The sequence below is a fragment of the Flavisolibacter tropicus genome, assembly GCF_001644645.1.
Taxonomy (GTDB): Bacteria; Bacteroidota; Bacteroidia; order Chitinophagales; family Chitinophagaceae; genus Flavisolibacter; species Flavisolibacter tropicus.
On record NZ_CP011390.1, the window covers coordinates 5,642,654 to 5,666,887 of the forward strand.

25 protein-coding genes and 1 tRNA gene are annotated in these 24,234 nt (G+C 39.9%); 16 read left to right on the forward strand and 10 right to left on the reverse strand.

The annotated features are described in order from the left end of the window. Nucleotides 1–684 precede the first annotated feature (684 nt). The 7 genes from SY85_RS23925 to SY85_RS23955 all read right to left on the reverse strand — a co-directional run bounded on the left by SY85_RS23925 (nt 685) and on the right by SY85_RS23955 (nt 6,706). Nucleotides 685–1,248 (reverse strand): hypothetical protein, encoded by a 564-nt coding sequence (locus SY85_RS23925; RefSeq protein WP_066408646.1) that lies wholly within the window; start codon nt 1,246–1,248, stop codon nt 685–687. Between the two features lie 59 nt (nt 1,249–1,307). Beyond that, nucleotides 1,308–1,916, reverse strand: a complete 609-nt coding sequence (locus tag SY85_RS23930; RefSeq protein ID WP_066408648.1) for a DUF417 family protein — start codon at nt 1,914–1,916, stop codon at nt 1,308–1,310. A 65-nt stretch (nt 1,917–1,981) separates the two neighbouring features. Further along, complete coding sequence (gene ygiD, locus SY85_RS23935) at nt 1,982–2,815, reverse strand: 4,5-DOPA-extradiol-dioxygenase (protein ID WP_066408649.1); 834 nt, start codon at nt 2,813–2,815, stop codon at nt 1,982–1,984. 88 nt (nt 2,816–2,903) lie between these two features. Then, entirely contained in the window at nt 2,904–3,653 is a 750-nt protein-coding gene (locus SY85_RS23940; protein ID WP_066408652.1) for an SDR family NAD(P)-dependent oxidoreductase, read from the reverse strand. A 122-nt stretch (nt 3,654–3,775) separates the two neighbouring features. Beyond that, on the reverse strand, nt 3,776–4,438 hold the full coding sequence (locus tag SY85_RS23945; RefSeq protein WP_066410107.1) for an NADPH-dependent F420 reductase: 663 nt from the start codon (nt 4,436–4,438) through the stop codon (nt 3,776–3,778). A 110-nt stretch (nt 4,439–4,548) separates the two neighbouring features. Next, nucleotides 4,549–5,130, reverse strand: coding sequence for a Crp/Fnr family transcriptional regulator (locus tag SY85_RS23950; protein ID WP_066410113.1), 582 nt, complete (start codon nt 5,128–5,130; stop codon nt 4,549–4,551). A 337-nt stretch (nt 5,131–5,467) separates the two neighbouring features. After that, nucleotides 5,468–6,706: a M20 metallopeptidase family protein gene (locus SY85_RS23955; RefSeq protein WP_082886674.1), complete on the reverse strand. Its 1,239-nt coding sequence runs from the start codon at nt 6,704–6,706 to the stop codon at nt 5,468–5,470. A 681-nt stretch (nt 6,707–7,387) separates the two neighbouring features. Between SY85_RS23955 and SY85_RS23960 the strand changes: the two genes are divergently transcribed. The 11 genes from SY85_RS23960 to SY85_RS24015 all read left to right on the forward strand — a co-directional run bounded on the left by SY85_RS23960 (nt 7,388) and on the right by SY85_RS24015 (nt 16,475). Continuing rightward, nucleotides 7,388–7,981 (forward strand): ester cyclase, encoded by a 594-nt coding sequence (locus SY85_RS23960; protein WP_066408655.1) that lies wholly within the window; start codon nt 7,388–7,390, stop codon nt 7,979–7,981. Between the two features lie 244 nt (nt 7,982–8,225). Continuing rightward, nucleotides 8,226–8,576, forward strand: a complete 351-nt coding sequence (locus SY85_RS23965; RefSeq protein WP_082886675.1) for a carboxymuconolactone decarboxylase family protein — start codon at nt 8,226–8,228, stop codon at nt 8,574–8,576. Nucleotides 8,577–8,656: 80 nt separating this feature from the next. After that, entirely contained in the window at nt 8,657–8,962 is a 306-nt protein-coding gene (locus SY85_RS23970; protein WP_066408659.1) for a phosphoribosylpyrophosphate synthetase, read from the forward strand. A 541-nt stretch (nt 8,963–9,503) separates the two neighbouring features. Continuing rightward, complete coding sequence (locus SY85_RS23980; protein ID WP_066408667.1) at nt 9,504–10,688, forward strand: DJ-1/PfpI family protein; 1,185 nt, start codon at nt 9,504–9,506, stop codon at nt 10,686–10,688. 61 nt (nt 10,689–10,749) lie between these two features. Continuing rightward, entirely contained in the window at nt 10,750–11,175 is a 426-nt protein-coding gene (locus SY85_RS23985) for a DUF6010 family protein (protein WP_335583207.1), read from the forward strand. Between the two features lie 140 nt (nt 11,176–11,315). After that, nucleotides 11,316–12,230: a GlxA family transcriptional regulator gene (locus SY85_RS23990; protein WP_066408673.1), complete on the forward strand. Its 915-nt coding sequence runs from the start codon at nt 11,316–11,318 to the stop codon at nt 12,228–12,230. A 990-nt stretch (nt 12,231–13,220) separates the two neighbouring features. Continuing rightward, on the forward strand, nt 13,221–13,565 hold the full coding sequence (locus SY85_RS23995; RefSeq protein WP_066408675.1) for a hypothetical protein: 345 nt from the start codon (nt 13,221–13,223) through the stop codon (nt 13,563–13,565). 98 nt (nt 13,566–13,663) lie between these two features. Next, on the forward strand, nt 13,664–14,092 hold the full coding sequence (locus SY85_RS24000; protein WP_066408677.1) for a DUF2147 domain-containing protein: 429 nt from the start codon (nt 13,664–13,666) through the stop codon (nt 14,090–14,092). A 64-nt stretch (nt 14,093–14,156) separates the two neighbouring features. Beyond that, nucleotides 14,157–14,645: a heavy-metal-associated domain-containing protein gene (locus SY85_RS24005; RefSeq protein ID WP_158513029.1), complete on the forward strand. Its 489-nt coding sequence runs from the start codon at nt 14,157–14,159 to the stop codon at nt 14,643–14,645. A gap of 31 nt (nt 14,646–14,676) precedes the next feature. Then, nucleotides 14,677–15,486, forward strand: coding sequence for a hypothetical protein (locus SY85_RS24010; protein WP_066408681.1), 810 nt, complete (start codon nt 14,677–14,679; stop codon nt 15,484–15,486). Between the two features lie 143 nt (nt 15,487–15,629). Further along, a complete protein-coding gene (locus SY85_RS24015; RefSeq protein ID WP_226998945.1) occupies nt 15,630–16,475 on the forward strand; it encodes an alpha/beta fold hydrolase in 846 nt (281 codons plus the stop codon). A gap of 407 nt (nt 16,476–16,882) precedes the next feature. On the opposite strand, the gene SY85_RS24020 is transcribed toward SY85_RS24015, so the two are convergent. From SY85_RS24020 to SY85_RS24030, 3 genes are all read right to left on the reverse strand, one after another. After that, nucleotides 16,883–16,964: transfer RNA gene (locus SY85_RS24020), tRNA-Leu, on the reverse strand. A gap of 51 nt (nt 16,965–17,015) precedes the next feature. Continuing rightward, on the reverse strand, nt 17,016–17,933 hold the full coding sequence (locus SY85_RS24025; protein ID WP_066408683.1) for a DMT family transporter: 918 nt from the start codon (nt 17,931–17,933) through the stop codon (nt 17,016–17,018). 38 nt (nt 17,934–17,971) lie between these two features. After that, a complete protein-coding gene (locus tag SY85_RS24030; protein WP_066408688.1) occupies nt 17,972–18,784 on the reverse strand; it encodes a 2,3,4,5-tetrahydropyridine-2,6-dicarboxylate N-succinyltransferase in 813 nt (270 codons plus the stop codon). 68 nt (nt 18,785–18,852) lie between these two features. Between SY85_RS24030 and SY85_RS24035 the strand changes: the two genes are divergently transcribed. From SY85_RS24035 to miaA, 5 genes are all read left to right on the forward strand, one after another. Further along, nucleotides 18,853–20,013: a glycosyltransferase family 4 protein gene (locus SY85_RS24035; RefSeq protein WP_066408691.1), complete on the forward strand. Its 1,161-nt coding sequence runs from the start codon at nt 18,853–18,855 to the stop codon at nt 20,011–20,013. Then, on the forward strand, nt 20,006–20,581 hold the full coding sequence (locus tag SY85_RS24040; RefSeq protein WP_066408693.1) for an L-threonylcarbamoyladenylate synthase: 576 nt from the start codon (nt 20,006–20,008) through the stop codon (nt 20,579–20,581). The genes SY85_RS24035 and SY85_RS24040 overlap by 8 nt, the downstream gene beginning before the upstream one ends. Nucleotides 20,582–21,076: 495 nt before the next feature. Further along, a complete protein-coding gene (locus tag SY85_RS24045) occupies nt 21,077–22,606 on the forward strand; it encodes a CCA tRNA nucleotidyltransferase (RefSeq protein WP_226998946.1) in 1,530 nt (509 codons plus the stop codon). Nucleotides 22,607–22,654: 48 nt separating this feature from the next. Further along, entirely contained in the window at nt 22,655–23,218 is a 564-nt protein-coding gene (locus SY85_RS24050) for an IS1096 element passenger TnpR family protein (RefSeq protein WP_066408697.1), read from the forward strand. Between the two features lie 59 nt (nt 23,219–23,277). After that, on the forward strand, nt 23,278–24,186 hold the full coding sequence (miaA, locus tag SY85_RS24055) for a tRNA (adenosine(37)-N6)-dimethylallyltransferase MiaA (protein ID WP_066408699.1): 909 nt from the start codon (nt 23,278–23,280) through the stop codon (nt 24,184–24,186). Nucleotides 24,187–24,234 lie beyond the last annotated feature (48 nt).

The window sequence follows — 24,234 nt, forward strand, 5'->3', positions numbered from 1 at the left end:
TTTGTAAGAATAATTACACCGTAATAGTAATACGTCGGCGTAATTCTAGAGCCCAAGCCTGATTAACAATAGTGATCCAAATACTTCCACGAAGGGTTTGCGCAAAGGCTCTCGTCACCATCGCGGCTTTGCGTTTTTTATTTTATCCGCTTTTGCGAGAGAGCTCACATCGCTACTAAAACAAAAAAGCCCTCGGGTTTTATCGGAAAGCCTTTATGCACAGGCCTAACCGAAGTTCGAACTTTTGGTTTAAAGTCCTAAGAAAAGTAGCAGATTATCAGTATGTTATTGAGTGGTCATAACTATAATGCTCAATTCCCCTTTTAGCCATTTCTTTGCATCAATAGGCGATAGCATTAGTATTAAAACTACTCTTTTTGTTATAGTTTCAGAAAACTGCAGACTCAATCAATGGCGTAAAAAAATATTCCGGTTTGAATGTGAAAACAATCCTTTCAATTATCTATTCTTTACGTCATCTCTAACTAAAGTTGTGGTAGTAAAGGCAAAGTGCAATTACTGCGGCCCTTTGATTTATGAGATGCTGGAGAAGCTGATTTAAGAAAGTAAAAAGTTCAACTGAAGCTTTTGCTACCTATTGAATGCATATACAAACTGCCAAAGCGCCAAAATACTTTTAAGTGAATGTTTATAGTTGGCAGACGCTTCAAATTGAGTGAGCAATTAAGGAGAGTTGTTTAATTTAATCAACTGCACTTTACATTTTGATAGTTTGTCAAATAATGTTCTATTACGTTTATGAGGCTGCCATTCATAAAGCAGCAGGTCTGCAGGCCTCCACAAGGCAACCCAGGCAAGAATAATAAATAACTCTCGCAGGGTTAACATCAATGCATTTTCAGGGAGAAGGCTTTTTAACATTTTAGTCAGTAAAAACATAACGATCAAAAAAGCAAAGCCAATGGCCAAACTTCTTAACCCGCGTCGTACAATTGCCTTTATTTGATGAATTTCTTTTTCGCGTTTGCTTCCAAAATGATCTTGAATAATGGACCAAATCTCATTCTCATGCAGAGTGCTTTCTTCCTCGGTTAGTATCGTTATTTGCAAACCTGAACGGGATTTCCATTTTTCTGCTTCGTCAATAAGAAATTCTTCTATGTCTGGATGCAGCAACCGCTTGCAGGATAATGGAGTTGCAGATTGATAAAAAAGATCCTGCACTTTTTGTACTCTCAGTATTATATCATTGGCTTTTTCTTCCAGAAAATGATTTTGTTTAACCAAAGATCGGAAATGGAACAATTCTACCTATGTTGCAGCAATATTTCTGTTCTTTTATATGACTAATTGATTGAAGTATTTTGATTGATCTTGAGAGCTTCACTTTGATATACTATTTGTTTCGCATTGTCTGATGCGCAAATAAAACCTGCTCCCAACATAATTACATCTTTTATCACCAATCTTCCTGCGGCCGATAAATAGGGAAATCCATATTGCGGAGTAGTGAAATCTCCACCTAAATTAGAAACAAACGCCTCGGGAGTAGTAATTAAAAATGACAGCGTTACCAATGACATCCCAACTGTCAAAACTCCTCCTAACAGGCCAACTTTTGCGTTCCAGATTCCTGACAGAGTCAATACGCCAATGATCACTATCACTATACCCAACCCATATGAAAATGAATAAGTTCCGTTTTTCTTGTGCCAATCAATATTTTTTTGAACTGTTTTCCCTTCAGGATTTTTATATTGTTTGTATTCAGGCGCCTTTTGGTTATAAAAGAAATTCATCAATGGACTGTTGGCAACAAATGGAACAATGCCATCAGCTTCATATTGAAAAGCCTTGAGCCCTCCAATCCAAACCATTACTATTAGAATAGCTATACGTGTCAGGTTAATAAAATGAGATTGACTGTTTGCTAGTAATCCTATGAGTTTTTTCATTTTAAGTTGAATTTTACATTCTGATTAAATAGGGCCAATATTTCCACGTCTTAGAGAAATACTTATTATCCAAACTTTACTGAGGTCATGGTAAGCGAGCCACCAACTGCCTTATCGTTAAAGAAGGAAATATCATCTTTGCTTCCCTTTAATGAAAGTGTGTAAAGCAGTGGCCAGTAGTGCTCGGGGGTTGGAATTGATAACAAAGCTTCTTTTCCTAAGGATTGATAGTTGATCAAATGATCATGCTTTCCATTAGTAATCAGTTCTTTAAATTTTTCATTCATCTTCAAAGCCCAGTCATAGCCATATTCCCTCTCGTTTAATTTGTCCCAAGCTACCATTCTTAAGTTGTGCACCATGTTGCCGCTGCCAATAATCAACACACCTTTCTTCCTTAAATCGTATAACTCTTTTGCCAGGTCATAATGGTATTGCGGACCTTTCGTATAGTCAATGCTCAATTGTAATACAGGAATTTTGGCATCAGGATACATATGTCTTATTACGGTCCATGCGCCATGATCCAATCCCCAATCATGATCCAGTTCAACCTGTGTTGATGTAATAATCGATTTTGTTTCAGCGGCTAATTGGGAATCACCGGGAGCAGGGTATTGCACGTCAAATAATTCTTGTGGGAATCCGCCGAAATCATGAATTGTCTTAGGGAAATCCATTGCGGTAATCCTTGTTCCTTTACTTAACCAATGTGCTGATATGATCAGAACCGCTTTCGGTACTTCAATTTCTTTTGCCAATGCTTTCCAGCGTTGGCTGAATTCATTGTCTTCAATTCCATTCATTGGCGAACCATGGCCTATAAAAAGAACAGGCATCAGTTGTGCCTGCTCTTTTAGTTCACCAGTGAATCGGTTGAATGCTGATAAATTTGTCATGTTGTTATTCCTTAGTTTAGTTTATGCTTTTCTTTTTGGTGTGTAGATTTAATACTAATGTTTTCTGACTGTTTAATAATAGCACTGATTATTGTGCTAAATAACCACCATCTGCCGGGTAATAACTACCGGTAACAAAAGATGATTTAGAAGAGGCTAGCCATAAAATCAATTCGGCAATTTCTTCTGATTCACCCAATCGGCCTATAGGATGTAAACCTACCAGTGCATTTAGTGCTGTCTTGTCAAGGGAACTCACAACCAAAGGCGTTTTTATATAACCAGGACCTACTGAGTTAATGCGGATCTTTTTGTCAGCATATTCCAGAGCGGCAGCTTTTGTTAGCCCCACTACACCATGTTTGGCAGCAACATAGGCAGGTGAGAATTTTGTTCCTGTACTTCCAAGTATCGAAGCAATGTTGATAATACTACCACCTTTTTCAAGCATTGCGGGAATTTGATAACGTAATCCGTAGAATACGCCTGATAAATTAATATTAATCACTTGTTGCCATCCATCAATTGGATACTCCCCTGTGGCTGCTAATGGGCCACCAATGCCCGCATTGTTTACTGCAATATCCAATGCGCCGTATTTTTCAAGGGTTTTCTTAACCAAGGCCTCGTTTTCTTCCGGCTTTGAAGAGTCAGCTTTAATATAAAATGCTTCTCCGCCCTCTTTTTTGATTTCATCTACTGCACTATTTCCATGTGCCTCATTGATATCAGATACAACTACTTTAGCGCCTTCTTTTGCAAATAATTCAGCAGTTGCTTTACCAATTCCGGAGCCTGCTCCGGTAATTATGGCTACTTTGTTTTCTAATAGTTTCATATTCTTTTGTTTAAGGTGAAATAATTTTTATAGTACTTATTATACAAACCCTCTGTTGACTTTAATCCAAACACATTACTTCGATTGTTTGAATGTTTTGAGCCATTCTTTTGTGAATACGATTAGTTGTGTAAGATTTTCCAGCCCGCCAGCCAGTTGTAATTAGATTTCATGCCCAGTTGAATCAATAAGAGCTGCATATGTTCCAGCGTTCTACTTACAGAAAGATCGCCTGCAACGATGGGATTAAAGCCTGCTAAACTTACTAGCGCTTTTACTGATTCCAAAGCGTCACCATCATTACCCGCTATAAAGGCATCCACTTGCTTCCCATCAATGACAGGAGTGGAAAAGTCAGCTGCGAAAGTGGTATTGAAAGCCTTTATAACTTTTGAATTAGGAAGTAGTTTTTGTAACTCTTCCGCTGCGCTGGTACCAGGAGCCGTTACTAATCCATTGTATGTTTCATTTAGTGGATTAGCAATGGAAATCACGATTTTTTGATTGGCCACTTCTTTGATGTTTTCAGCAATTTCTTTTTCAGCTTCAAATGGAACGGCAAGAATGATAATGTCAGCTTCCCAGCTTGCTTCTGTTGGACAAGGTGCTGCCTCCACATCGGCTGCCATATTGTTGCTTTTGATCTCTTTAACCAGATTATTCAATTTGCCCTGGTCGCCGGATTTTAGCAGCAAACGATAGTTGCCTTTTAAAAGTGATTTGGAAATGGCAGAGCCCATATTGCCGGTAGCTCCAATAATTGCTATGGTTTGTTTTGTTTGCATGAAAATTAAGTTGATATGCAAAGCTACCATAACACCAAGCCCCGCTCCATTGCATTTGAGCAAGAAAATGCATTGATATTTGTCAATGAAAAATATTGACCAAAGTGGGCTTACTTACGTGACGTGATCCTCTTTCTAACCCGGCTTAAAGTTTCCGGACTTAAACCCATGTAAGAAGCAATCATATGTTGTGGCACCCGTTGAACAATATGCGGGTAAAGTGAAATGAAGCTTTCATATCTTTCTTCAAGTGTAAGGCTAATAATGGAGGTTAACCTTTTTTGCAAGGCGATATATGCTCCTGTAATCTGCAAGCGAATCCAGCTTTCATATTTGGGCAGTGTTTTTAATAATTCTTCATGTGCGCTTTTGCTGATCAGAACCAGCTCACAATCTTCAATGGCATCTATTGTGTAGGTGGCCGGTTCCATGGTTAAGAAACTATACAGATCAGCGATGAGCCATCCCTCCAATGCAAATTGAATGATATGTTCTATACCTTTTTCATCAATGGAGTAGGATCTTAATACGCCTTTCTCTACAAAGGCAACAAATTTGCAAACATCGCCTTCCTGTAGTAGGTATTGTTTTTTGCGCAGCTTTTTGGGGGTGAGATGATTTTTAATAACGACAATATCTTCCTCGCTAAAATCTACGGTGTTTTTTAGTGTTTGAAAAAATGCATTGTACATCGGATTCAAATTATGAATTCTATAAAAAGGTGAACAGTAATGTTCATTTTTCTTTTTTGTAAAAACATAGCACATTGCGGCTGAATCATATCAAGGTTACAGCATTGCCGGTACTGATCAGCGATTGGTTTTGATAATACTGAAGGACTTATAGTTCTAATATGGCCAATGCATACTAAAGCATTTTTGGAAAAAGACCGGCTTTCCCATTGTAGCTAAAACTACAAACCTGGCATCTTTGATATTGGCGTGAGTGTCGTCATTCAGCATTTTTGAAACCAATATTATAGCTTGCTTGTACTATGCATTTGAACTGTATTTGGCCCCAAACACTTACTTACTGGTTCAGGTAATCTAAAATAATCTGTACCTGTACTTTCACACCGTTTTGCAAAGCCTTCTCGTCCAGATTGAATGCCGGATTATGGTTTGCAACGCCATTGCCTACACCCAGCGTGAGAAAAACTTCTGGTGCTATTTGTTTATAATAAGAAAAGTCTTCACTGGCCGTCATCATGGGCGCGTCAAATACATTACTTTTCCCAACTGCTGAAACCGCGCTATTCTTTGCCATTTTATTTAAGGCTGGATCATTTTGAACAGCAGGATAGTTGTTCTTGTAATCCAAGTTGTAAGTTGCACCATATCCCTTTGTAATATTATCAATCAAAGATTTAATCCTGGTTTCTACTAACTTTCTGGTAGCATCTGAGGTTGTGCGGATAGTGGCGCCTAATTCAGCCTTATCCGCAATCACATTGGGCGCATTTCCAGCCTGGAACTTACCAATGGTAACAACCGCCATTTCACCGGGCGGTACATTTCTTGAAACAATCGTTTGCAATGCATTGACAATTTCAGCAGCTATTACAATAGGATCAATACCAAGGTGAGGCATTGAACCATGTGAACCTTTTCCGATAACTGTCAAACTGAATTCGTCAGACATTGTTGAAGCGGCACCATCTGGCAAGATACCAATATGACCTGCCGGGAAATTAGGTAAAACGTGCATTCCGAAAAAAGCATTGACATCTTTTAGCGCGCCGGATTTGATGATATCTTTAGCTCCCCCGGGTGCTTGCTCTTCTGCATGTTGAAAAATAAAGTAAACCGTTCCTTTGATTTGGTCTTTCATTTTTGATAATGTAGCTGCAGTAGCCAGTAACATGGCGGTATGCGCATCGTGACCACAGGCATGGCTTATGTTTTCGTTTTTGGAAGCAAATGCCAAACCCGTTTCCTCTTGTACAGGTAAGGCGTCCATATCGGCTCTGAAGGCAACTGTCTTTCCTGGTTTTGCTCCCTTTAGAATACCAACTACACTTGTTTTAGCAGGTTTTAGAATTTTAATATTATTGAATCCTTTTAAAATGCTTTCAACATATTCACTTGTGCTCTCTTCTTTAAATGAAACTTCCGCATTTTCATGAATATGTCGCCGCCATTTAATCAGGTCATCGGTTGGAATGTTTTTGACCCATGCCGGTCCAGTAGCATTCGTAACTTGATTTCCTTGTGCGTGCAGGAGAAAAAACGTTGTCGTCAGAAGAAGTGTACTAAGTATCCTGGTCATAAATCATAATTTGGTGTCGAAAAAATCTTGACTGATTGAGCGTTGATTTGCCAAATAATTAGCTTCTCTTTCTTTGGAATTTGGGGTGGTTTCGTGCAGATGCCAGCATTGTTACCTTTTCTTATTTCTAAAGGGAACAACCTTGTTGTAGCGTATAGGACAGCTGCCATTTAAATTACAAATCTGCGGCCAGAAAGTAACGTTGTGTTAGTTATTAGTGAAAGATTCAGGCTCAGCAAACACCAACAGTGGTTTGCGCCCTCTTGTAACTATTGCTTTGAACTCCTCGCTGAATAAGAGGTAGTACGTTTTGCATTGAAAACTAACCTAATCTACACAGTTTATTTCTCCTTCGCGTCGGTTTACTTACCATTATGTAATAAGTTGTTGGCGCATCTATTGCATATAAAACAAAATGTACATTACCGGCAGAAAAGTACAGTAGCATGAAATAAATGAAGAGTAAAAAATCACTGAACATTTAATTCAGTGTAATGACGAAAACAGTAAAGTTTTATTTATAACTGCTTTTACAGCAAATGGTGTTCAGCATTTAAATGCCACCACCTCATCAAGCCAAAGATTATATATCCGGATTTTGAAGACGATGGCTATAATCCTATCAAATATGGCATAGTTGATACCTATTCATCTAAGTTCGATTACTTAATACCTCGCATTATGAAAAAGGAAAAAACAGTTGCTAAAGTCTTTGAAGTATCAATAGGCTTTGTAACACTATTGGCTTGCACAGGTTGTAGTAACAATAGGACCGATAATACCTCTGCTACCACAGATAGCAACCGAATGAATAAACCAGCCTCAACAGCGGGCGTAAACGATGAAACAGTTGTAAAAAATCTTGCAAAGTTTGACACGTTAGACTATATTGTTTTCTCGCGTCGCGATTGGGACAGGTTTCATGAAAGCCATAGCCCAAACATTAAAGTTTATTTTCCCGATGGTCATATGACAAAGGGTTTTGATGTGCATATCAAAGACATGGACGCTATGTTTGTGTATGCACCAGATACCCGAATTACAGCACACCCTATTAAAATAGGCAGTGGAAATATTACGGCTGTTACAGGCGTTATGGAAGGCACTTTTACTAAGCCAATGCCGATGGGTAATGGAAAATTTATTCAACCAGCGGGTAAGGCCTTTAAAATTCCAATGTCATCTTTTGGAGTTTGGCAGAATGGTGTGATGGTGGAAGAGTATTTATACTGGGACAACAAGACATACATGCAACAAATGGGCATTGGCCAATAATTGGATATTTGCTCTTTTGCATATTTGCCAGGAGAATGCAAACAGAGATGCCAATAGAGCCCGGTTTTCAGCGAATGGCAAGAAACATGACTTCAATAAAAGATTTACTAGCTACGCTTGCTCTGATTAAAGATGTTAAATCGCTGAAATCATATATAGGTCTTCTACCGGTAACATTTAAGCTCCCGTCATAGATGAGAGATATCCAAATGCTTTAAAGACGTTAACCTTAAAACAATATATCATGATGCTTAATTGGACCGAATACCAGAAACAAATAGCTGCAAACAATGCACAGATCGGAAGGATCAATCATGAAATTTTAAAAGGGTACCGGGGATTGAGCGAAGCCGGAAACGCTACAAACCTATTGGGGGCAAAAGTGCGTGAACTGATTGCCCTGGCTGTGGCCGTAACCCGGCAATGTGATGGTTGTATTATCACTCATACGGATGCTGCTATAAAGCAAGGCGCTACAAGTGAAGAGATTGTAGAAGCATTAAGTGTTGCCGTGGCTGTAAACGCCGGAGCAGCTCTAATATTTTCATCCCGGGTAATGGATGCCTTCAATGCAAAGGCAACAGATAATAAGTAAGCACTGTGGGAGCAAGTTCTTGTGACCTTGTTTATTACAAATTTTGCTTTATCATTCAATTGATGTTTAAAAGTATAGATATGAAACCCTACACTACACTTTCTGAAACCATGAATGCTCTTCGCCAGCAGGGATATACAGAAGATTTTAACCTGCTACAAAACTGTCTGGAGTGTCGTAACGGACAGTTCAAAGTATTTGCAGAAGATTTCAAGGTAGACAATTACTTCCGGTTTGAAGGCGAAAGCAATCCTGATGACTCAGCCATACTCTATGCCATTTCATCTGACCGTTACGGGTTAAAAGGTGTACTGGTAAATGCTTATGGTATTTATAGCGAACCGTTGACAGATGAAATGCTGGAGAAGCTGGATGTAAGAAAGTAAACTGCCGGTGTGTGGCCTTTTCAATAGTTTCAATAAAGCTTGTCACTTACACAATTAAAATAACATTTCTAAAAGACTTCATGAACATTTTTAACTGTGAAGTACTGTAGTGCATAAGAAAAGAGCTATAGATTGAATCCTTATAAAAATAATTACGCCGGAATAATAGTATTCCGGCATAATGTTTTGTGCCCATGACTGGATTATTAAAACTGATCCAGATATTCCCACGAGGGACTTATCCAAAGGCTCTTGCCGCTATTGCGGCTTTACCTATTTATTTTATTCGTATTGTTCCTAAAAAAGCCCTCCGATTTTATCGGAAGGCCTTTGTGCCCAGGACTAGCCTCAGTTCGAACTTTTGGCTGGAAGACTTGAAAGCGATTGCTGAGTATCAATGATTTCAAAAGAGCTTATTATCAAATAAGTAAGTCTACAAATAGCTAAAGCTCCATTATTGTCCGAATCTGACATGTAGCTGTCTGCAATCTGTTTTTTAAGCTTACCAACTTTGTGATACAATAATTTATAAAGCCATAATATGAAAAACTTAAAACAGATCCTTGTTTCTGCTTTTACTACAATACTTATAGTAAGCCTTGTTTTATATTTTACAGTTTCTCATGTTTTTGCTCAAAATCTTAAGACCTATAAAGGTGACAACAACTTCTCTTGGTCAGTGCCAAAGCTGGATAGCGCTAAAAAGACAGTTTTCATAATAGCTAGTAATGCAGGAACCGAGATGTTTGATTTTATGGCGCCTTATTATTTATTTAATGCGACCGGACAGGCAAATGTTTATGTAGTAGCCGAAAAGAAAGCTCCCGTGTTATTAGTTAATAGTTTGTTCATACTTCCTCATTACACTTTTTCTGAGATTGATTCGATGCAGATCACCCCTGATGTGATTGTTATACCCAATGTAACGATACATTTAAAGGAGCCGCCAAAAGAAATCATTGTTAACTGGGTTAAAAGTCAATGTAAGGAAACAACCATATTGCTGGCCATCTGTGATGGCGCTGCAACGGCAGCAGCTACTGGCCTATATGATGGTAAGCCACTAACGACACACGCTTCTGACCTAGGCAAGTTGAAGAAGAAGTTCCCTAAACCCCTTTGGGTGGCAAACACCAGCGTTACCGAAAGTGGAAATTTATACAGTACAGCCGGGGTTTCCAATGCCACAGAAGGGAGTCTTACTGTAATCAAGAGAGTATTTGGCGAAGAAACCATGCAGACCGTTAGAAAGGATATACATTACCAGCAGGATACGATTAAAGTGGCTCATCAAAGTAAGGTGGTGACCACAGGAACCATTACCCGGATTATAGCTAAAAAAGCATTTCAAAAAGATTATAAGGTAGGCGTATTGATTTCGGATCACGTGAATGAGTTTGAACTAGCCAGTTTATTGGATACCTATACACGAACGTTTCCCGCATCTTTAAATACTTTTACTATAAATGGAGCCCCTGTTACTTCTAAGTTTGGTTTACAGCTCTACCCAACGGGAGAGGTGAAGAATAACAACGTAAATGAACTTCATGTTATAAATGCCCGAGCATCCCAGTTAGCTGGCCATCCACTATTTCCCAAGGCAAAGGTGGTAGCCTACACCACTGCATCTGCGCAGTATCCGATTGAACTATACCTGGATAGAATTGGGCTACTTTACGGCGACAAGTTTAAAAGCTGCGTTAAGCTGATGTTGGACTACAATTAACCTTTGTACCTTTTGAAAGGGTATTATAGATTCATGCATAACAGATAAACAACTTTTAATGATGGCTGCATTTTATGGCCTTTTAACGGGTTTGGGGATTATCTTTTTAACGGTACTACTCGTAAAGTATTTCTCAACCAAACTTATGGCAGCTACGATTCTGTGTGCTATTGCCTTTATTTATGTTGGCTTCTCATTGCAAGGAAACACTGTTAGCTACATCATATTGGTTGTGTTAGTGGCTGCCTTATTTTACTTCCTGGCTTTAATGGGGTATACAAAGTCCCCTGCTTTGATTGGGTATGGCACTTTGCTTCATGGAGTTTGGGATGTCTTTCATCACCATGGATTCATAATTAAGGCCAGCATTCCAGACTATTGGCCACTATATTGCCTAGTAACTGATTTGGTAACAGGAATTTATTTTGTCATGTATTTTACAAGGCGGAAAAAGGAAGATCAATTGAATAATGTATTCCTTAAATGACACCTAGCTTTGAGAAAGGTATTTCTTAGCTGCGTAAGTAGATACGCTCTTTTTTCCTTGATCTTTACCGCCTGTAGTAAATGGCCTTTCCTATTAGAATAAGAACTGCCAATAACTCGATTAAATTAACTTTATAATACATGAAAAGGTTTGCGTTTATTATTCCTCCAAATGTCGAATTATTGGATTTGGCTGGACCTGTACAAGTATTTACGGAAGCCAAATTTTATGGCTTTGAAGCCGACATACGTTTTTACAAGTTAGAGGATGTAACTGTATCAACTGCAGGGTTGGAATTTGGTGACCTTGCCAATTTTAAGAGCGCCAACGTAAAAGAAGGTGATTATATTTTTGTGCCAGGAATGAACTTTGACTATGTCGAAAGTCTTTCTTTTCGGGCACAAACGGAGTTTTTCAATTGGCTTAAAGGATGTTCCCAAAATAAGATAACGGTCTGTTCTATTTGTAATGGTGCCTTTGCCTTAGGGCATGCCGGCCTTTTGAAGGATACACAGTGTACCACACATTGGCGGAGAGTAAAGGCACTCCAAGAGCAATTCCCCGAAGCAAAGGTCATTTCGGATGTCTTGTACATTAAGAGTAATAACGTGTACACAAGCGCCGGTATCAGTGCCGGTATTGATCTGGCATTAGCTATTTTAGAGGATCTAAAGGGGCCTTTCTTTACGCATAAAGTCGCCAGAGGGCTTGTCGTATATCACCGCAGAAGCGGGACACATAAACAGCAAAGCATTTATTTGGATTATAGAAATCACATTAACCCGCAAGTCCATGAAGTGCAGGATTATTTGATTGAGAACCTCTCTAAGGAAAATAACATAGAGGATTTAGCCTCACTTGTTGGCATGAGTCCAAGAAACCTGAGCCGGGTTTTTAAAGAGAAAACCGGATCTACTATTTTGGAATATCTCACTTTGTTGCGCAAAGAATACGCAAGCACCATGCTTAATAACCCGGAATATACCATTGAATACATCGCTGCCCAGTGCGGCTTTAAATCTGCCCGGCAACTGCAGCGCTTATTAAAACAATAAAATCCTGATGATCCATAAAGTCTGGCCGGATTTGGCATTTTCCTGTCCCTATTTATACGTTTAATTACCCCTTCTAACTTCAAGGTACTACCAGGTAATCGGCGTATAACGTTAGACCAGGTATAAAGAACCTTCAACTAGCTTACTTATAAAATCTTACTTCTATAGTTAAGATAAGTATCAGCCTTTATTTGTTAAACTAATAACGGGAGGCAGGTATTTGATCAAAGGTGTAGACATTTCGTTTTTAATTGCAAACTCTAACTCTTGATATTTCATTCCGTTTTCTGCTAAGCAAAAGAATATGTTTACAAATGATATCCAGATAGGTTGAAAGCTGTATAAACCATTTAAGCAATTTTAAATGGTTTATACAGCTTTCAATGCTGATCTTATTTAGAAATCTCTTTCAACTAAGCCTAATCGTCTGCTTCTGTAGCAGCTTTTCCCGTAGTATAATTTAGTACTGATAAAGTCTTAAAGAATCATACCATATATACAAGGCTTATACTTTTACCATTTTAAGCTAAGCTGTTATCACCGCACAAGAACCTTTCATTTTGCATCAGCTAAAAGAATAAGTTGAGGGTTGCACCACTGCTGTTCATCTACATTATTAATTTAAGAAAATTACTAGCCTAACTACCTCATGCTTTAAAAAGATGGCTGCAGTGAAATGTAAACTATTAAAGTAAGTACTACCAAAATTATATAAACTTTCCCCAAGATCTTGTAACAGTAACGCCAACTATCGCTTCTACTTTTGTTTTATCAAATCATCTAAAAAAATAAATGTATGAAATCAGTAATTAAGCACCGGAACCAACTTTTACAAGACAGCGTAAAATGTAGTAACCCCAATTGTACTTGTGTTGAGTGCAACTGCGGTAGCAACTGCACCTGTAAAACATGTAAAAATTAAAATGATTCACTTCTTCAAATAAGCCACTCTGATGGGAGTGGCTTATTCAACCATTTAAAATGATAATCATGAAAAAAGTATTCGTAATGGTATGTCAATTTGCAACTCTTTCCCTGTTTGCACAAACTAATTCGACTAAGATTGAGCAATATTGCCAGGTAACTGCAACACCTCGGCTACTAAGCAATAAAGTAACTATTGATATTGATTATGGCGAAGAAAAAAGCTTTTGGATAGATATGCGTCTTCGAGAAGTTGATGGTAAACTAAAAAAATTTAATACCGTAATTGATGCCTTAAATTTTATGGGTAGACAAGGATGGATCTTCATAAATGCCTACCCTGTTACCAATGGTAGTACAACGGTTTATCACTATGGGTTTAGAAAACAATTTTCTAAAGCTGCGTTATAGTAGGTTGTCGTTTTAATGTTGTCCTTTTATGACATCTATTCTTCCTCAAATCACCTGCAAGCAGCCATAGCTTTACATTACAATACCAAACAACTCAAATGAAAAAAGCAACATTCACCCTCATTCTCACTCTTATCTCTTTATTTACTCTTAAAGTATTTGCTCAAACAATGCAAGACTTACCGGATAAAATATTGGGTGTCTACTGGTCTCCAAAAAAAGATGCGAAGATTGAAATATATATAAATGGCAATCACTATTTCGGAAAAACTATCTGGACAGCTGTATCCCGAAAAGACACTCAAAATCCAGATCAGCGGTTACGAAAAAGAGACCTCCTGGGTATCAATCTCCTTACAGATTTTTCCTATGATGATGGCGTATACGTAGATGGGCAAATCTATGATCCTGAGAATGGTAAAACCTATAGCTGCAAAATCAGTTTCAGCGGTCGCAATCTTAAAGTGCGTGGTTATATTGGCATCTCACTATTGGGCAGGACAGAGACATTTGAACGTGTATTGTAAGCTTTATGTATTGTGCTCGCCGATCCCAAATAATATTTCTTGTCCATCATTTAAAATGAAAATAATGAAACATATTTTTCTAATCATTGTCCTGGCTGTTTCAATGACAGCGAAAGCACAGGTCAGCCGGGTTTCTTTACAAGCCAGTGGATTAACCTGCAGCATGTGTAGTAATTCAATAAATAAAGCGTTAAAAACACTTGACTTCGTTGCACATATTGAGGCAGATGTTAAGCATTACACCTTTGATATCTCTTTTAAGCCTGATACATTTGTTGACTTTAATCAGATACGAAAAAAAGTAGAAGATGCTGGGTTTTTCGTGTCCAGTTTCGTTGCCGTTATTGATTTTGATAAGTTGTCCTTCTCTACTAACCAATCGGTTAAAATCGCTAACCAACAATTGGTTTTTGTAAACAAATTAGACCAACCACTCCGGGGAACACAAAAGATTACATTGTTGGACCGGGGATTTGTCTCTTCTAAACAAGCCAAAGCACGCCCTCTTTTCATGTCTATAGAAGATATAATTACTTATCATGTAACTCAATAAATGAGCCGGTCACACTGTTAAACAACTAGAAATGAAACTTGCCTTTTCTCTTTTTTCCCTTTTGTTCTCCCTGGTAGCTATGTCACAAGAGTTGTATACAGCCACAGAACCAGCTAGTAATAGAGCGGTAGGGAGCCTTGGCGTCCGCGTGGATAACTCCATCATGGATGAAGTAAATTCCTCTAAAACGAATTATCATTTAATTCCTGATCTCATGTTCGGTATTTCTAAAACTGTTATGGTTAGTGGGGGTGTTTTCTTTAGTAACCGGAGTCAGTCCTTTGAGTCAGAAGGAGGAACACTTTATGCGAAATACCGTTTTTTAAGCAAGGATGCTGTGCAAAAGCATTTTCGCATGGCTTTATTTGGGAGACTAAGCTTTAATAATAGTGATGTCCACCAGGAAGAGATTAATATGTATGGGCATAATTCTGGTGTAGAGGTGGGAACAGTAGCTACCCAATTACTTCGTAAGGTTGCGCTGTCTTCCAGCCTTTCCTTAGTAAAAGCGGCGGATAACGGGAATAACAATAAGTTCGTCTACGGCTCTAAACAAAGTAAAGCTGTTAACTATACTTTTTCTGTTGGCCGGTTAATGTTACCGAAAGAATACAAAAATTACAAGCAGACCAATTTTAATGTTATGCTGGAATTTTTAAGCCAGTATAACCCTGGTTCTGGAAAATACTATCTGGATGCGGCGCCTTCTTTACAACTAATATTTAATAGCCAAGGCAGGCTGGATATTGGTTACCGTAAGGAGCTTACTAGCAGCCTGATCAGGACCGCCCCTAATGGATTCTTTGTTAGAATAGAATACAATCTTTTTAATGTTTTTTGAGATTACTGCGGCCTGATAATCAATAAGGCTTACAGGTAAATCTTCTCTAATCAAACAATTTTATGAACCTTAATAGTTTGTACCCTAACAAATAAATTTAAACAGGCTTATTTGAAATACAAATCAAACACATTTAATAAATCTTGAAAACAAAAGTAAAAAGCGATTATAGGAAAGCCCTAATTGACAAGATGGGGGTTTCGATTCGGCAAGGTGAGGTTAGGATTGATTCCGTTAAAACGGCTTATCTATCTGCAGGGAGTGGTAGTTGCGTCATTTTTCTGCACGGTGCTGGTGCCGGTGGAGTTACCTGGTACCCGACGATTGCTGCTATTGCTAAACATTTTCATGTATTGGCCCCAGATATCGTGGGATATGGAGAATCTGACAAACCCAACGCTCCGTATGACCGTCCTTATTTCACAAAGTGGCTAAAAGGCTTCCTGCTGGAAATGAAGATATCAAAGGTTCATATCGTTGGATTGTCTCAGGGAGGAGCTATAGCCTTACAGTTTGCCATTGATCACCCAGAGATGGTGGATAAGCTAGTTGTAGTTGACTCGGCTGGCTTAGGGGCGAAAGTTTCCCTTTGGCCATTTATTGGAATGATTTGGATGAATACTTTTCCATCCTCGATGGCAAATCGTTTTAATTCTTCTTATATACTTCATCGGCCGGAAAATAGAGACCCAAACCATAGCTTCTATTCCATAGCCGTGCTTAAAGATAAAGGAGGAAAAAATGTGTTCAAGCAAGGTAGAGGTGCTGCTGTATCGAAAATTTCTGAAGAGTCATTGCAGCAAATTAGAAATGAGACACTTATCATTTGGGGAAAAGATGATCAATTGTTTCCTGTTGAATATGGTGAAAAAGCCGCTAAAATAATTCCCAATGCAAAATTTCATTTAATTGAAGATGCTGGCCATTTACCATTGATGGATCAACCAGAAAAGTTCAATAACATTCTAACTAATTTTTTAAACAAATAACAGTGAGAGTTTGAACAGCTAGGGAAGAGGAGCAAACTTTTTAAGGATTACAATAAACCCTTTTAAAAGTTTCTTTTTAGTTCAATCACTTAGGAATTGATAATATGAACTACGAAAAAGTCACAGGCCTAACCGCCCTTTAAACTTTTGTCTGGATCTGAATTATAGCTGTTTGAAGTGGATTTTCTAGGGTAGAAACAACGATCCTCTGATTATGGGAAAGAGTTGTATCATACTTGCAAATCAAGTCAGAATTATCATTTGGAAATATTATTATTCCAACATATTATTTCTGCGCAAGCCTAGGCGTGGAGCCTTTCTATGAAAGGGCAAAATAAGCTTTAAACCAAATTCTGCTTGATAAGAAATACTACGCCGAAATAATATTATTCCGGCGTAGTATTCAGTGCCCAGGACTGGATTCGAACCAGCACACCTCGCGGCGCCGCCACCTGAAGACGGTGCGTCTACCAATTTCGCCACCTGGGCAACGAGTTGGGGTTGCAAATATAATTCAATCTTGTATATGAAAAGAGAATTCTATTCCGCATTTCTTTTCCATCCTAAGAGGCAGATGCCAATGATAACCAACAGGGTACCAAACAGTTGCAGGGGCGTAATTTGTTCGCCCAGAAAATAATGCGCCTGAAGGATTGTAGAAATAGGGCCAATACTGGAAATGATGGCCACATTGTTAGTACCAATGCGCTTCATTCCGTTGGATAACATAAATGAGGGTATTACCGTAGCTATTATTGCTAACAAAATACCATATACCCAAAGTTCATGTCCTTGTGTTAGAACAGTATAATTCCCTTTGGCCAGGAAATGTATAAGAATCCCTCCTGTAGCGGCTAACATCGCGTATGCTGTGAATTTATTAGACCCAATTTGCGGAATAATACGGCCACTGCCGGCAATATAAATGGAATAGGTAACCGCACAGAGGAAAACTAAAAAACTGCCCCAATAGAAATTAGAGTTGTTTACATCGAGCTGCAGTTCACTGGCAAAGGCCACCCCTATACCCGCATACGTTAGCAGCACGGCCCATTGTTGGCTGCGCTCCATACGCTCATGAAAAGCAAACCGGTTAATAAGCAAGGCAAAAGTGGGGTAGAGGAAAAGGATTAGTCGTTCCAATCCGGCAGAAATGTATTGTAATCCTAGAAAGTCGAACAAGCTACTGAGGTAATAACCTGTAACACCTAAACCCAATGTTATGAACCACTGGCGGGGTGTCATCTTTTTATTACCGGTGCGACTACTGATAAAAAAAGCAGTAAACAAGTAAAAAGGTAGAGAGAAGGCCATGCGTAATGTTAACAGCGACAGTGCATCGACAGGTGTATGTGCAAAGGCCAGCTTGACCAAAATGGCCTTGGTTGAAAACAGTATAGCACCGGACAGTGTAATGAGGAAACCGGCTAGCGTTAGTTTTTGCTTTACATCAGGCATGGAACAAACAAAAGCCCCGCACTGCGGGGCTATCTATATTAAACAGCTACATTAAAATCGCGAAGGGCATCATTCAAGCTGGTCTTCAGATCGGTGCTGGCTTTACGCTGACCAATGATCAGGGCACAGCTAACATTGTATTCACCAGCAGGGAATTTCTTGGTATAGCTACCAGGAATCACCACACTACGAGCAGGTACTACACCTTTCATTTCCTTAGGCTCGCTTCCACTCACATCAATGATCTTGGTTGATTGCGTCAATACAACATTGGCACCCAATACCGCTTCTTTCTCTACACGTACACCTTCTACCACTATACAACGAGAACCGATAAAGCAACCATCTTCAATAATAACAGGGCTGGCTTGCAATGGCTCTAATACACCACCAATGCCTACGCCACCACTTAGGTGAACATGCTTGCCGATCTGTGCACAGCTACCAACGGTGGCCCATGTGTCTACCATGGTGCCTTCGTCTACGTAGGCACCGATATTTACATAAGACGGCATCAATACCACGTTCTTAGCAACATAGGCTCCATAGCGGGCTACGGCATGTGGTACGGCACGTACACCTAATTCTTTATAGTTCTTTTTCAGCAACATCTTATCGTAAAACTCAAACGGTTCTACGTTCCAGGTTTGCATGGGCTGAATACCAAAATATAATAAGATGGCTTGCTTTACCCATTCATTTACCTGCCAGTTGTTGCCTGTAGGTTCTGCAACACGTAAGCGGCCTTTGTCTACTTCTTCAATTATTGCACGTACAGCCTCTTGATAAGCAGCCTCACCCAGCAACTCACGATTTTGCCAAACTTTCTCTATCGTTTCTCTCAATTGCATGTCGAATTTTTTGCAAACATAAATGAACTGGGGTAATTGCTATTACTTTGCGGCCACAAGAAGAAATCATGAACATTGGGTTTGATGCCAAGCGCTATTTTCATAATAATACCGGTTTAGGGAATTATAGCCGTACACTAGTGAAGGGGTTGGCGCAGTATTATCCTGAGAATGAATACTTTTTGTTCAATCCCAAAGCTTCAAGAAGGATTCAAAAAGAAGTCAATACACATGTTCATGAGGTACTGCCAACCCGTTTTTTAGACCGTAAACTTTCTTCTTTGTGGCGTAGCAGCGGTGTTAAAAAAGATCTGCGAAAACACAAGATTGATCTGTATCATGGGTTGAGTCACGAAATTCCAGTAGGCATACAACAAACAGGAATAAAGTCGGTTGTAACCATACACGATTTAATATTTGAACGTTATCCTGAACAGTTTGGAAAAGTAAATGTGCAGATCTACCGTAAAAAATTTACCTACGCCTGTGCGAATGCTGATCGGGTAATTGCTATAAGTAAGCAAACCAAGCAGGATATTATCGACTACTACCATACCGATCCTGCCAAGATTGACATTTGTTACCAAAGTTGTAACCCTGCTTTTGCGGACGAAATAGCTTCTGCAACAAAAGAGCAGGTACGTAAAAAGTACAACCTGCCACCAGCGTATTTTTTATATGTCGGTTCTATAATTGAGCGAAAGAACTTATTGAATATCTGCAAAGCTATTAAGCAGCTACAAGGAACGCTGAACATACCGTTGGTTGTAATTGGAGGAGGTAGAGGGTATAAAGAAAAAGTATTGCAGTATATAGCGGCCAATAATTTACAGCAGCAAGTGATTTTCCTAAATGATACACCAGCAGCTAAAAATGATGCAGCCTTTCAAAAGCCGGAAACTTTCGCAGCTATTTACCAGATGGCCATAGCTATGATCTATCCTTCTTATTTTGAAGGGTTTGGCATTCCGGTGTTAGAGGCCTTGTGGAGTCGACTGCCTGTAATTACTTCGAATGTTTCATGTATGCCAGAAACAGGCGGAAAGGCTGCCTATTACGTTAATCCTGATAAGCCGGAGGAGATTGCAGAAGGTATGATGGCGATCTATAATAGCATGGAGCTGCGAGCGAAAATGGTTCAGGAAGGTATAGTACATGCACATAATTTTACCTTAGAAAAATGTGCGGCCTCTGTTATGAACGTATATCAAAACTTGTTACATGGCTGAATTTTTTGAAGACGATATTAAGCGTGCTATCGACGTGATGCAACGTGGCGGCGTGATTCTGTACCCAACCGATACTATTTGGGGATTAGGATGTGATGCTACCAATGAGCAAGCCATAAAACGTATTTATGAGATCAAGCAGCGCGATGATAGTAAAAGCCTGATTGTATTGATGGCTGAAGAAAAGGATGTGCTGCAATATGTAGCAGCTCCTGACCTGGCGGTGTTTGATTTTTTAGAAGAACAGGAACGACCAACTACCATAGTGTACGAACATGCAGTAGGTTTGCCTCACAACCTTGTAGCAACAGATGGTTCCATTGGCATTCGATTGACGCAAGATCTTTTCTGCCGTCATTTGATCAAACGGTTCAAAAAACCAATCGTTTCCACATCAGCCAATATTAGTGGCGAGCCATCTCCTCAAACCTTTGGGGATATAAGTCCGGCTATTAAAGAACAGGTAGACTATATCGTTAGCTGGCGCCAGGATGATGTAGCGCCAGCGCTTCCTTCTCAAATCATCAAATGGAATAATGATGGAACGCGTATTGTAATACGATCATAAATTCTGTATTGTTCGAAAGACTTAAAACTAAGCATTAGTTGTTGATTTAACTGTTTTTGCTCGGGTGAGTGGTAGTCAGTTTGCTAATGCAAGTGTTCCTTCACTCTTTATCTTTTCAACTTTTTTCCTTGATGAAAAAAGTTGAGCAAAAAAATCAATCCCGAAGTGTCGGGACAGCCCAAACCGCTCCGCGTGTCTGATCGCCCACGCACAGCACCCCTCCGCTATATTGATCAGAGTTTAGGATAGGTGAGTCGTTGTAAACGTACCTTTCCCAACGTTGGATACAGTGAGCATGGTAGGTAACATCAGCTGCTGGTGGCAGATACTGCAGGCGCTGTATATTCCGCCCGCCTCTGAAAGTAAAGTCAGTTTTTAAGCTCGGGGCGCAATATAAGGCGCTGGACGACTCAGATACTTCTATTTAGGGGCTTGCTTTGAGTTAAATGCTTTCCTATATGATGTTGGTGTAAGATAGGAAATGGGAAATTCGAAATGCGAAAACCGAAATTTGAAATCAGAAATCCTCAAATCAGACATCAGCCATCCGATCTTCATGATCCTTCCATCAATCCAATTCATCCGAGGTCTATCTTTGCCGCCATGGACATCCAGTGTACTGAACATGAGTTAAGCGTTCTGAAGAAAGTGGCTTTTGCGGCCCATCAGTTACATATGCCCTGTTATTTGATCGGCGGCTTTGTACGGGATAAGATATTAGGACGGCCAACGAAAGACGCCGATTTCGTTTGTGTAGGTGATGGAATGGCATTGGCGAAAGCTGCTGCCCATAACTTTCACCCGGCACCTCGTGTCAGTTATTTTAAAAACTTTGGTACTGCCCATTTCCGCCTTAATCATGGGTTTGATATGGAATTTGTAGGCGCTCGTAAAGAAAGCTACCGATCTCATTCCCGAAATCCAGAAGTTAGTCCGGGTACCATCACCGACGATCAGAACCGGAGGGATTTTACGATTAACGCCTTGGCTATTAGTTTAAATGAAGGAGACTATGGCAAGTTGGTAGATCCCTTCAATGGGCTTGATGACATGCAGCAACAGCTAATCAGAACTCCAATGGATCCTGACCAAACCTTTAGTGATGATCCCCTTCGGATGATGCGGGCTATTCGCTTTGCCTCCCAATTGAAGTTTCGGATTGAGCCTGAAACCTTTCATGCCATTACCCGCAATAGGGAGCGGATCAAGATCATCTCGCAAGAGCGGATCACTGTTGAACTAAATAAGATCATTCTGTCGCCCCAGCCTTCTATTGGATTCAAGCTACTTTATGATTCTCAGTTGCTGCACCTGATCTTTCCCCAAATGGTTGATCTGGCAGGTGCAGAGTTTATTGAAGGTAAAGGGCATAAGGACAATTTCTATCACACCCTACAGGTATTAGATAATGTAGCCAAGCGTTCCGGCGATCTATGGCTGCGCTGGGCTGCTATACTCCATGACATTGGCAAGCCTGCTACCAAACGCTTTGAAGATGGCCACGGCTGGACCTTTCATGGTCATGATGCAGTAGGGGGGCGTATGGTGCCTAAGATCTTTGTGAAGCTGAAATTGCCACAAAGCGACACGATGAAGTTTGTGCGGAAGCTGGTAGAACTGCACTTGAGGCCCATCAGTTTAACGAAAGAAAATATCTCCGACTCAGCCATTCGCCGTTTGCTATTTGATGCAGGCCCTGATTTTGATGAGCTTATGATCCTGTGTGAAAGCGATATCACCTCCAAGAACAAGTATAAGGTGAACCGGTACCTTGAAAACTTTGAATTGGTAAAACGCCGCTGTGAGGAAGTAGAGGAAAAGGACCGGATGCGCGCCTGGCAGCCACCGATAACTGGAGAGTTGATCATGGAAGTCTTTGGTATACCGCCTTCCCGTAAAGTGGGGGATATAAAAGACGCTATCCGTAATGCCATTCTGGATGGCATAATACCGAATGATTATGAGGCAGCTTTTCAGTACATGCTCAAAAAAGGAGAAGAAAATGGCTTGCAGCCTGTTAAGTAATCGGCTTTCCCTTATTTTTGGGTCTATTCTTGTTGGTAAACTACGTACATGGCTATTCTAAAACTAAGGGTCTATTTTGAAGAAGACGACAGTATATACCGAGACATTGCAATCAGGCATACACAAAGCTTCAAAGACCTACATACTGCTATTCTGAAGGCTTTTGAATTTGATTCGAAGTTCGGCGCTACTTTTTTTCGTAGTAACGACAATTGGCAGCGTGGGCGTGAAATATCATTAGAGGTTTATAATAAAACGTATAAGGCTCCGCCGCTTTTAATGGCTGATACAACTATTGGTTCAGAGATCCGTGATCCAAACCAGAAGTTTATCTATGTATATGACTTTGCCAAAAACTGGACATTCCTGGTGGCCTTGATTGGTGTAACCAAAGAAGAGAATCCAAAATTTACTTATCCTACTGTTATTCGTACGGAGGGTATTGCTCCAAGTCAGTATGGCACAAAAAGCTTACTGGGTGATCGCTTTACCGATGTAGAAGAGAAGTATGATCTGGCTAAAGGCACTGAAGGCTTTGGTACAGAAGGAGAGGAGGGTGTTGGAGATGAGTTTGCCAGCAGTGGTGAAAGCGGAGGTGATGACGATTATTAAAATCAATGAACTAGAATAAGATAACAACTCCGCCCCTGGCGGAGTTTCTTTTATAAAGCATGTTGGACAATAAAACTGTTATCATTATTGCGGGACCTACTGCAGTAGGTAAAACAGCCTTGGGTATTGAGGCGGCCCAATACTTTCAAACGGAGATCATTTCTGCCGACTCGAGGCAGTGTTATAAAGAGCTGAATATTGGAGTAGCCCGGCCTTCGGTTGAAGAGTTGGCTGCTGTACCCCATCATTTTATAGCTTCTCATTCCATAACAGAAAAAGTAACAGCCGCTACTTTTGAACAATACGCTTTGGAAAAAGCGGGTCAGTTGTTTCAGAGCAACGATGTGGTGGTAATGGTAGGGGGCACAGGATTATATATAAAAGCGTTTTGTGAAGGATTGGATGAAGTGCCCGAGGTGTCGCAAGAAATAAGAGAGCAGATCATCCGCAGCTACCAGGAAAATGGTTTGGAATGGCTGCAAAGGGAGGTACAGGAAAAGGATCCGCAATTTTATGCGGTAGGAGAAACGCAAAATCCTCACCGACTGATGCGAGCATTGGAAGTAATAGAGGCAACAGGACAGTCGATCATTGATTTTAGAACCGGGGGCAAAAAAGAGCGCCCTTTCAACATTATAAAAATTGCTTTGGATTTGCCGAGAGAGCAGCTTTATGACCGCATTAATACGCGGGTAGATAAAATGATGGAGCAGGGATTGGTAGAAGAAGTGCGATCTGTAATACCCTATAAAGAGAACAATGCCTTACAAACAGTAGGATATAAAGAAGTCTTTGCTTACCTGGATGGTGAAGTAAGCTTAGAGGAAGCCACTGTATTGATCAAACGAAATACAAGGCATTATGCAAAGCGCCAGCTAACCTGGTTTCGAAAGGACTTAGCTTATAACTGGATAGCACCCGAAAAAGACCAACTGAAGAGCTTGCTAAACCGCATAAATAAAGGGTAGGAAGCAATTGACAATGCAATATCGCTTTCATACATTTATTGTAAATAT

Bases quoted from the DNA above. Each gene is read 5' to 3' on its own strand.
- SY85_RS24035 (WP_066408691.1), top strand. From the start codon at position 18,853: ATGAACATTGGGTTTGATGCCAAGCGCTATTTTCATAATAATACCGGT.
- miaA (WP_066408699.1), top strand. From the start codon at position 23,278: ATGTTGGACAATAAAACTGTTATCATTATTGCGGGACCTACTGCAGTA.
- SY85_RS23945 (WP_066410107.1), bottom strand. From the start codon at position 4,438: ATGCAAACAAAACAAACCATAGCAATTATTGGAGCTACCGGCAATATG.
- SY85_RS24045 (WP_226998946.1), top strand. From the start codon at position 21,077: ATGCGAAAACCGAAATTTGAAATCAGAAATCCTCAAATCAGACATCAG.
- SY85_RS23955 (WP_082886674.1), bottom strand. From the start codon at position 6,706: ATGACCAGGATACTTAGTACACTTCTTCTGACGACAACGTTTTTTCTC.
- SY85_RS23990 (WP_066408673.1), top strand. From the start codon at position 11,316: ATGAAAAGGTTTGCGTTTATTATTCCTCCAAATGTCGAATTATTGGAT.
- SY85_RS23950 (WP_066410113.1), bottom strand. From the start codon at position 5,130: ATGTACAATGCATTTTTTCAAACACTAAAAAACACCGTAGATTTTAGC.
- SY85_RS24025 (WP_066408683.1), bottom strand. From the start codon at position 17,933: ATGCCTGATGTAAAGCAAAAACTAACGCTAGCCGGTTTCCTCATTACA.
- SY85_RS24050 (WP_066408697.1), top strand. From the start codon at position 22,655: ATGGCTATTCTAAAACTAAGGGTCTATTTTGAAGAAGACGACAGTATA.
- SY85_RS23970 (WP_066408659.1), top strand. From the start codon at position 8,657: ATGAAACCCTACACTACACTTTCTGAAACCATGAATGCTCTTCGCCAG.
- SY85_RS23930 (WP_066408648.1), bottom strand. From the start codon at position 1,916: ATGAAAAAACTCATAGGATTACTAGCAAACAGTCAATCTCATTTTATT.
- SY85_RS23960 (WP_066408655.1), top strand. From the start codon at position 7,388: ATGAAAAAGGAAAAAACAGTTGCTAAAGTCTTTGAAGTATCAATAGGC.
- SY85_RS24030 (WP_066408688.1), bottom strand. From the start codon at position 18,784: ATGCAATTGAGAGAAACGATAGAGAAAGTTTGGCAAAATCGTGAGTTG.
- SY85_RS23995 (WP_066408675.1), top strand. From the start codon at position 13,221: ATGAAAAAAGTATTCGTAATGGTATGTCAATTTGCAACTCTTTCCCTG.
- SY85_RS23985 (WP_335583207.1), top strand. From the start codon at position 10,750: ATGGCTGCATTTTATGGCCTTTTAACGGGTTTGGGGATTATCTTTTTA.
- SY85_RS24000 (WP_066408677.1), top strand. From the start codon at position 13,664: ATGAAAAAAGCAACATTCACCCTCATTCTCACTCTTATCTCTTTATTT.
- ygiD (WP_066408649.1), bottom strand. From the start codon at position 2,815: ATGACAAATTTATCAGCATTCAACCGATTCACTGGTGAACTAAAAGAG.
- SY85_RS24040 (WP_066408693.1), top strand. From the start codon at position 20,006: ATGGCTGAATTTTTTGAAGACGATATTAAGCGTGCTATCGACGTGATG.
- SY85_RS23980 (WP_066408667.1), top strand. From the start codon at position 9,504: ATGAAAAACTTAAAACAGATCCTTGTTTCTGCTTTTACTACAATACTT.
- SY85_RS24010 (WP_066408681.1), top strand. From the start codon at position 14,677: ATGAAACTTGCCTTTTCTCTTTTTTCCCTTTTGTTCTCCCTGGTAGCT.
- SY85_RS23940 (WP_066408652.1), bottom strand. From the start codon at position 3,653: ATGAAACTATTAGAAAACAAAGTAGCCATAATTACCGGAGCAGGCTCC.
- SY85_RS24005 (WP_158513029.1), top strand. From the start codon at position 14,157: ATGAAACATATTTTTCTAATCATTGTCCTGGCTGTTTCAATGACAGCG.
- SY85_RS23965 (WP_082886675.1), top strand. From the start codon at position 8,226: ATGATGCTTAATTGGACCGAATACCAGAAACAAATAGCTGCAAACAAT.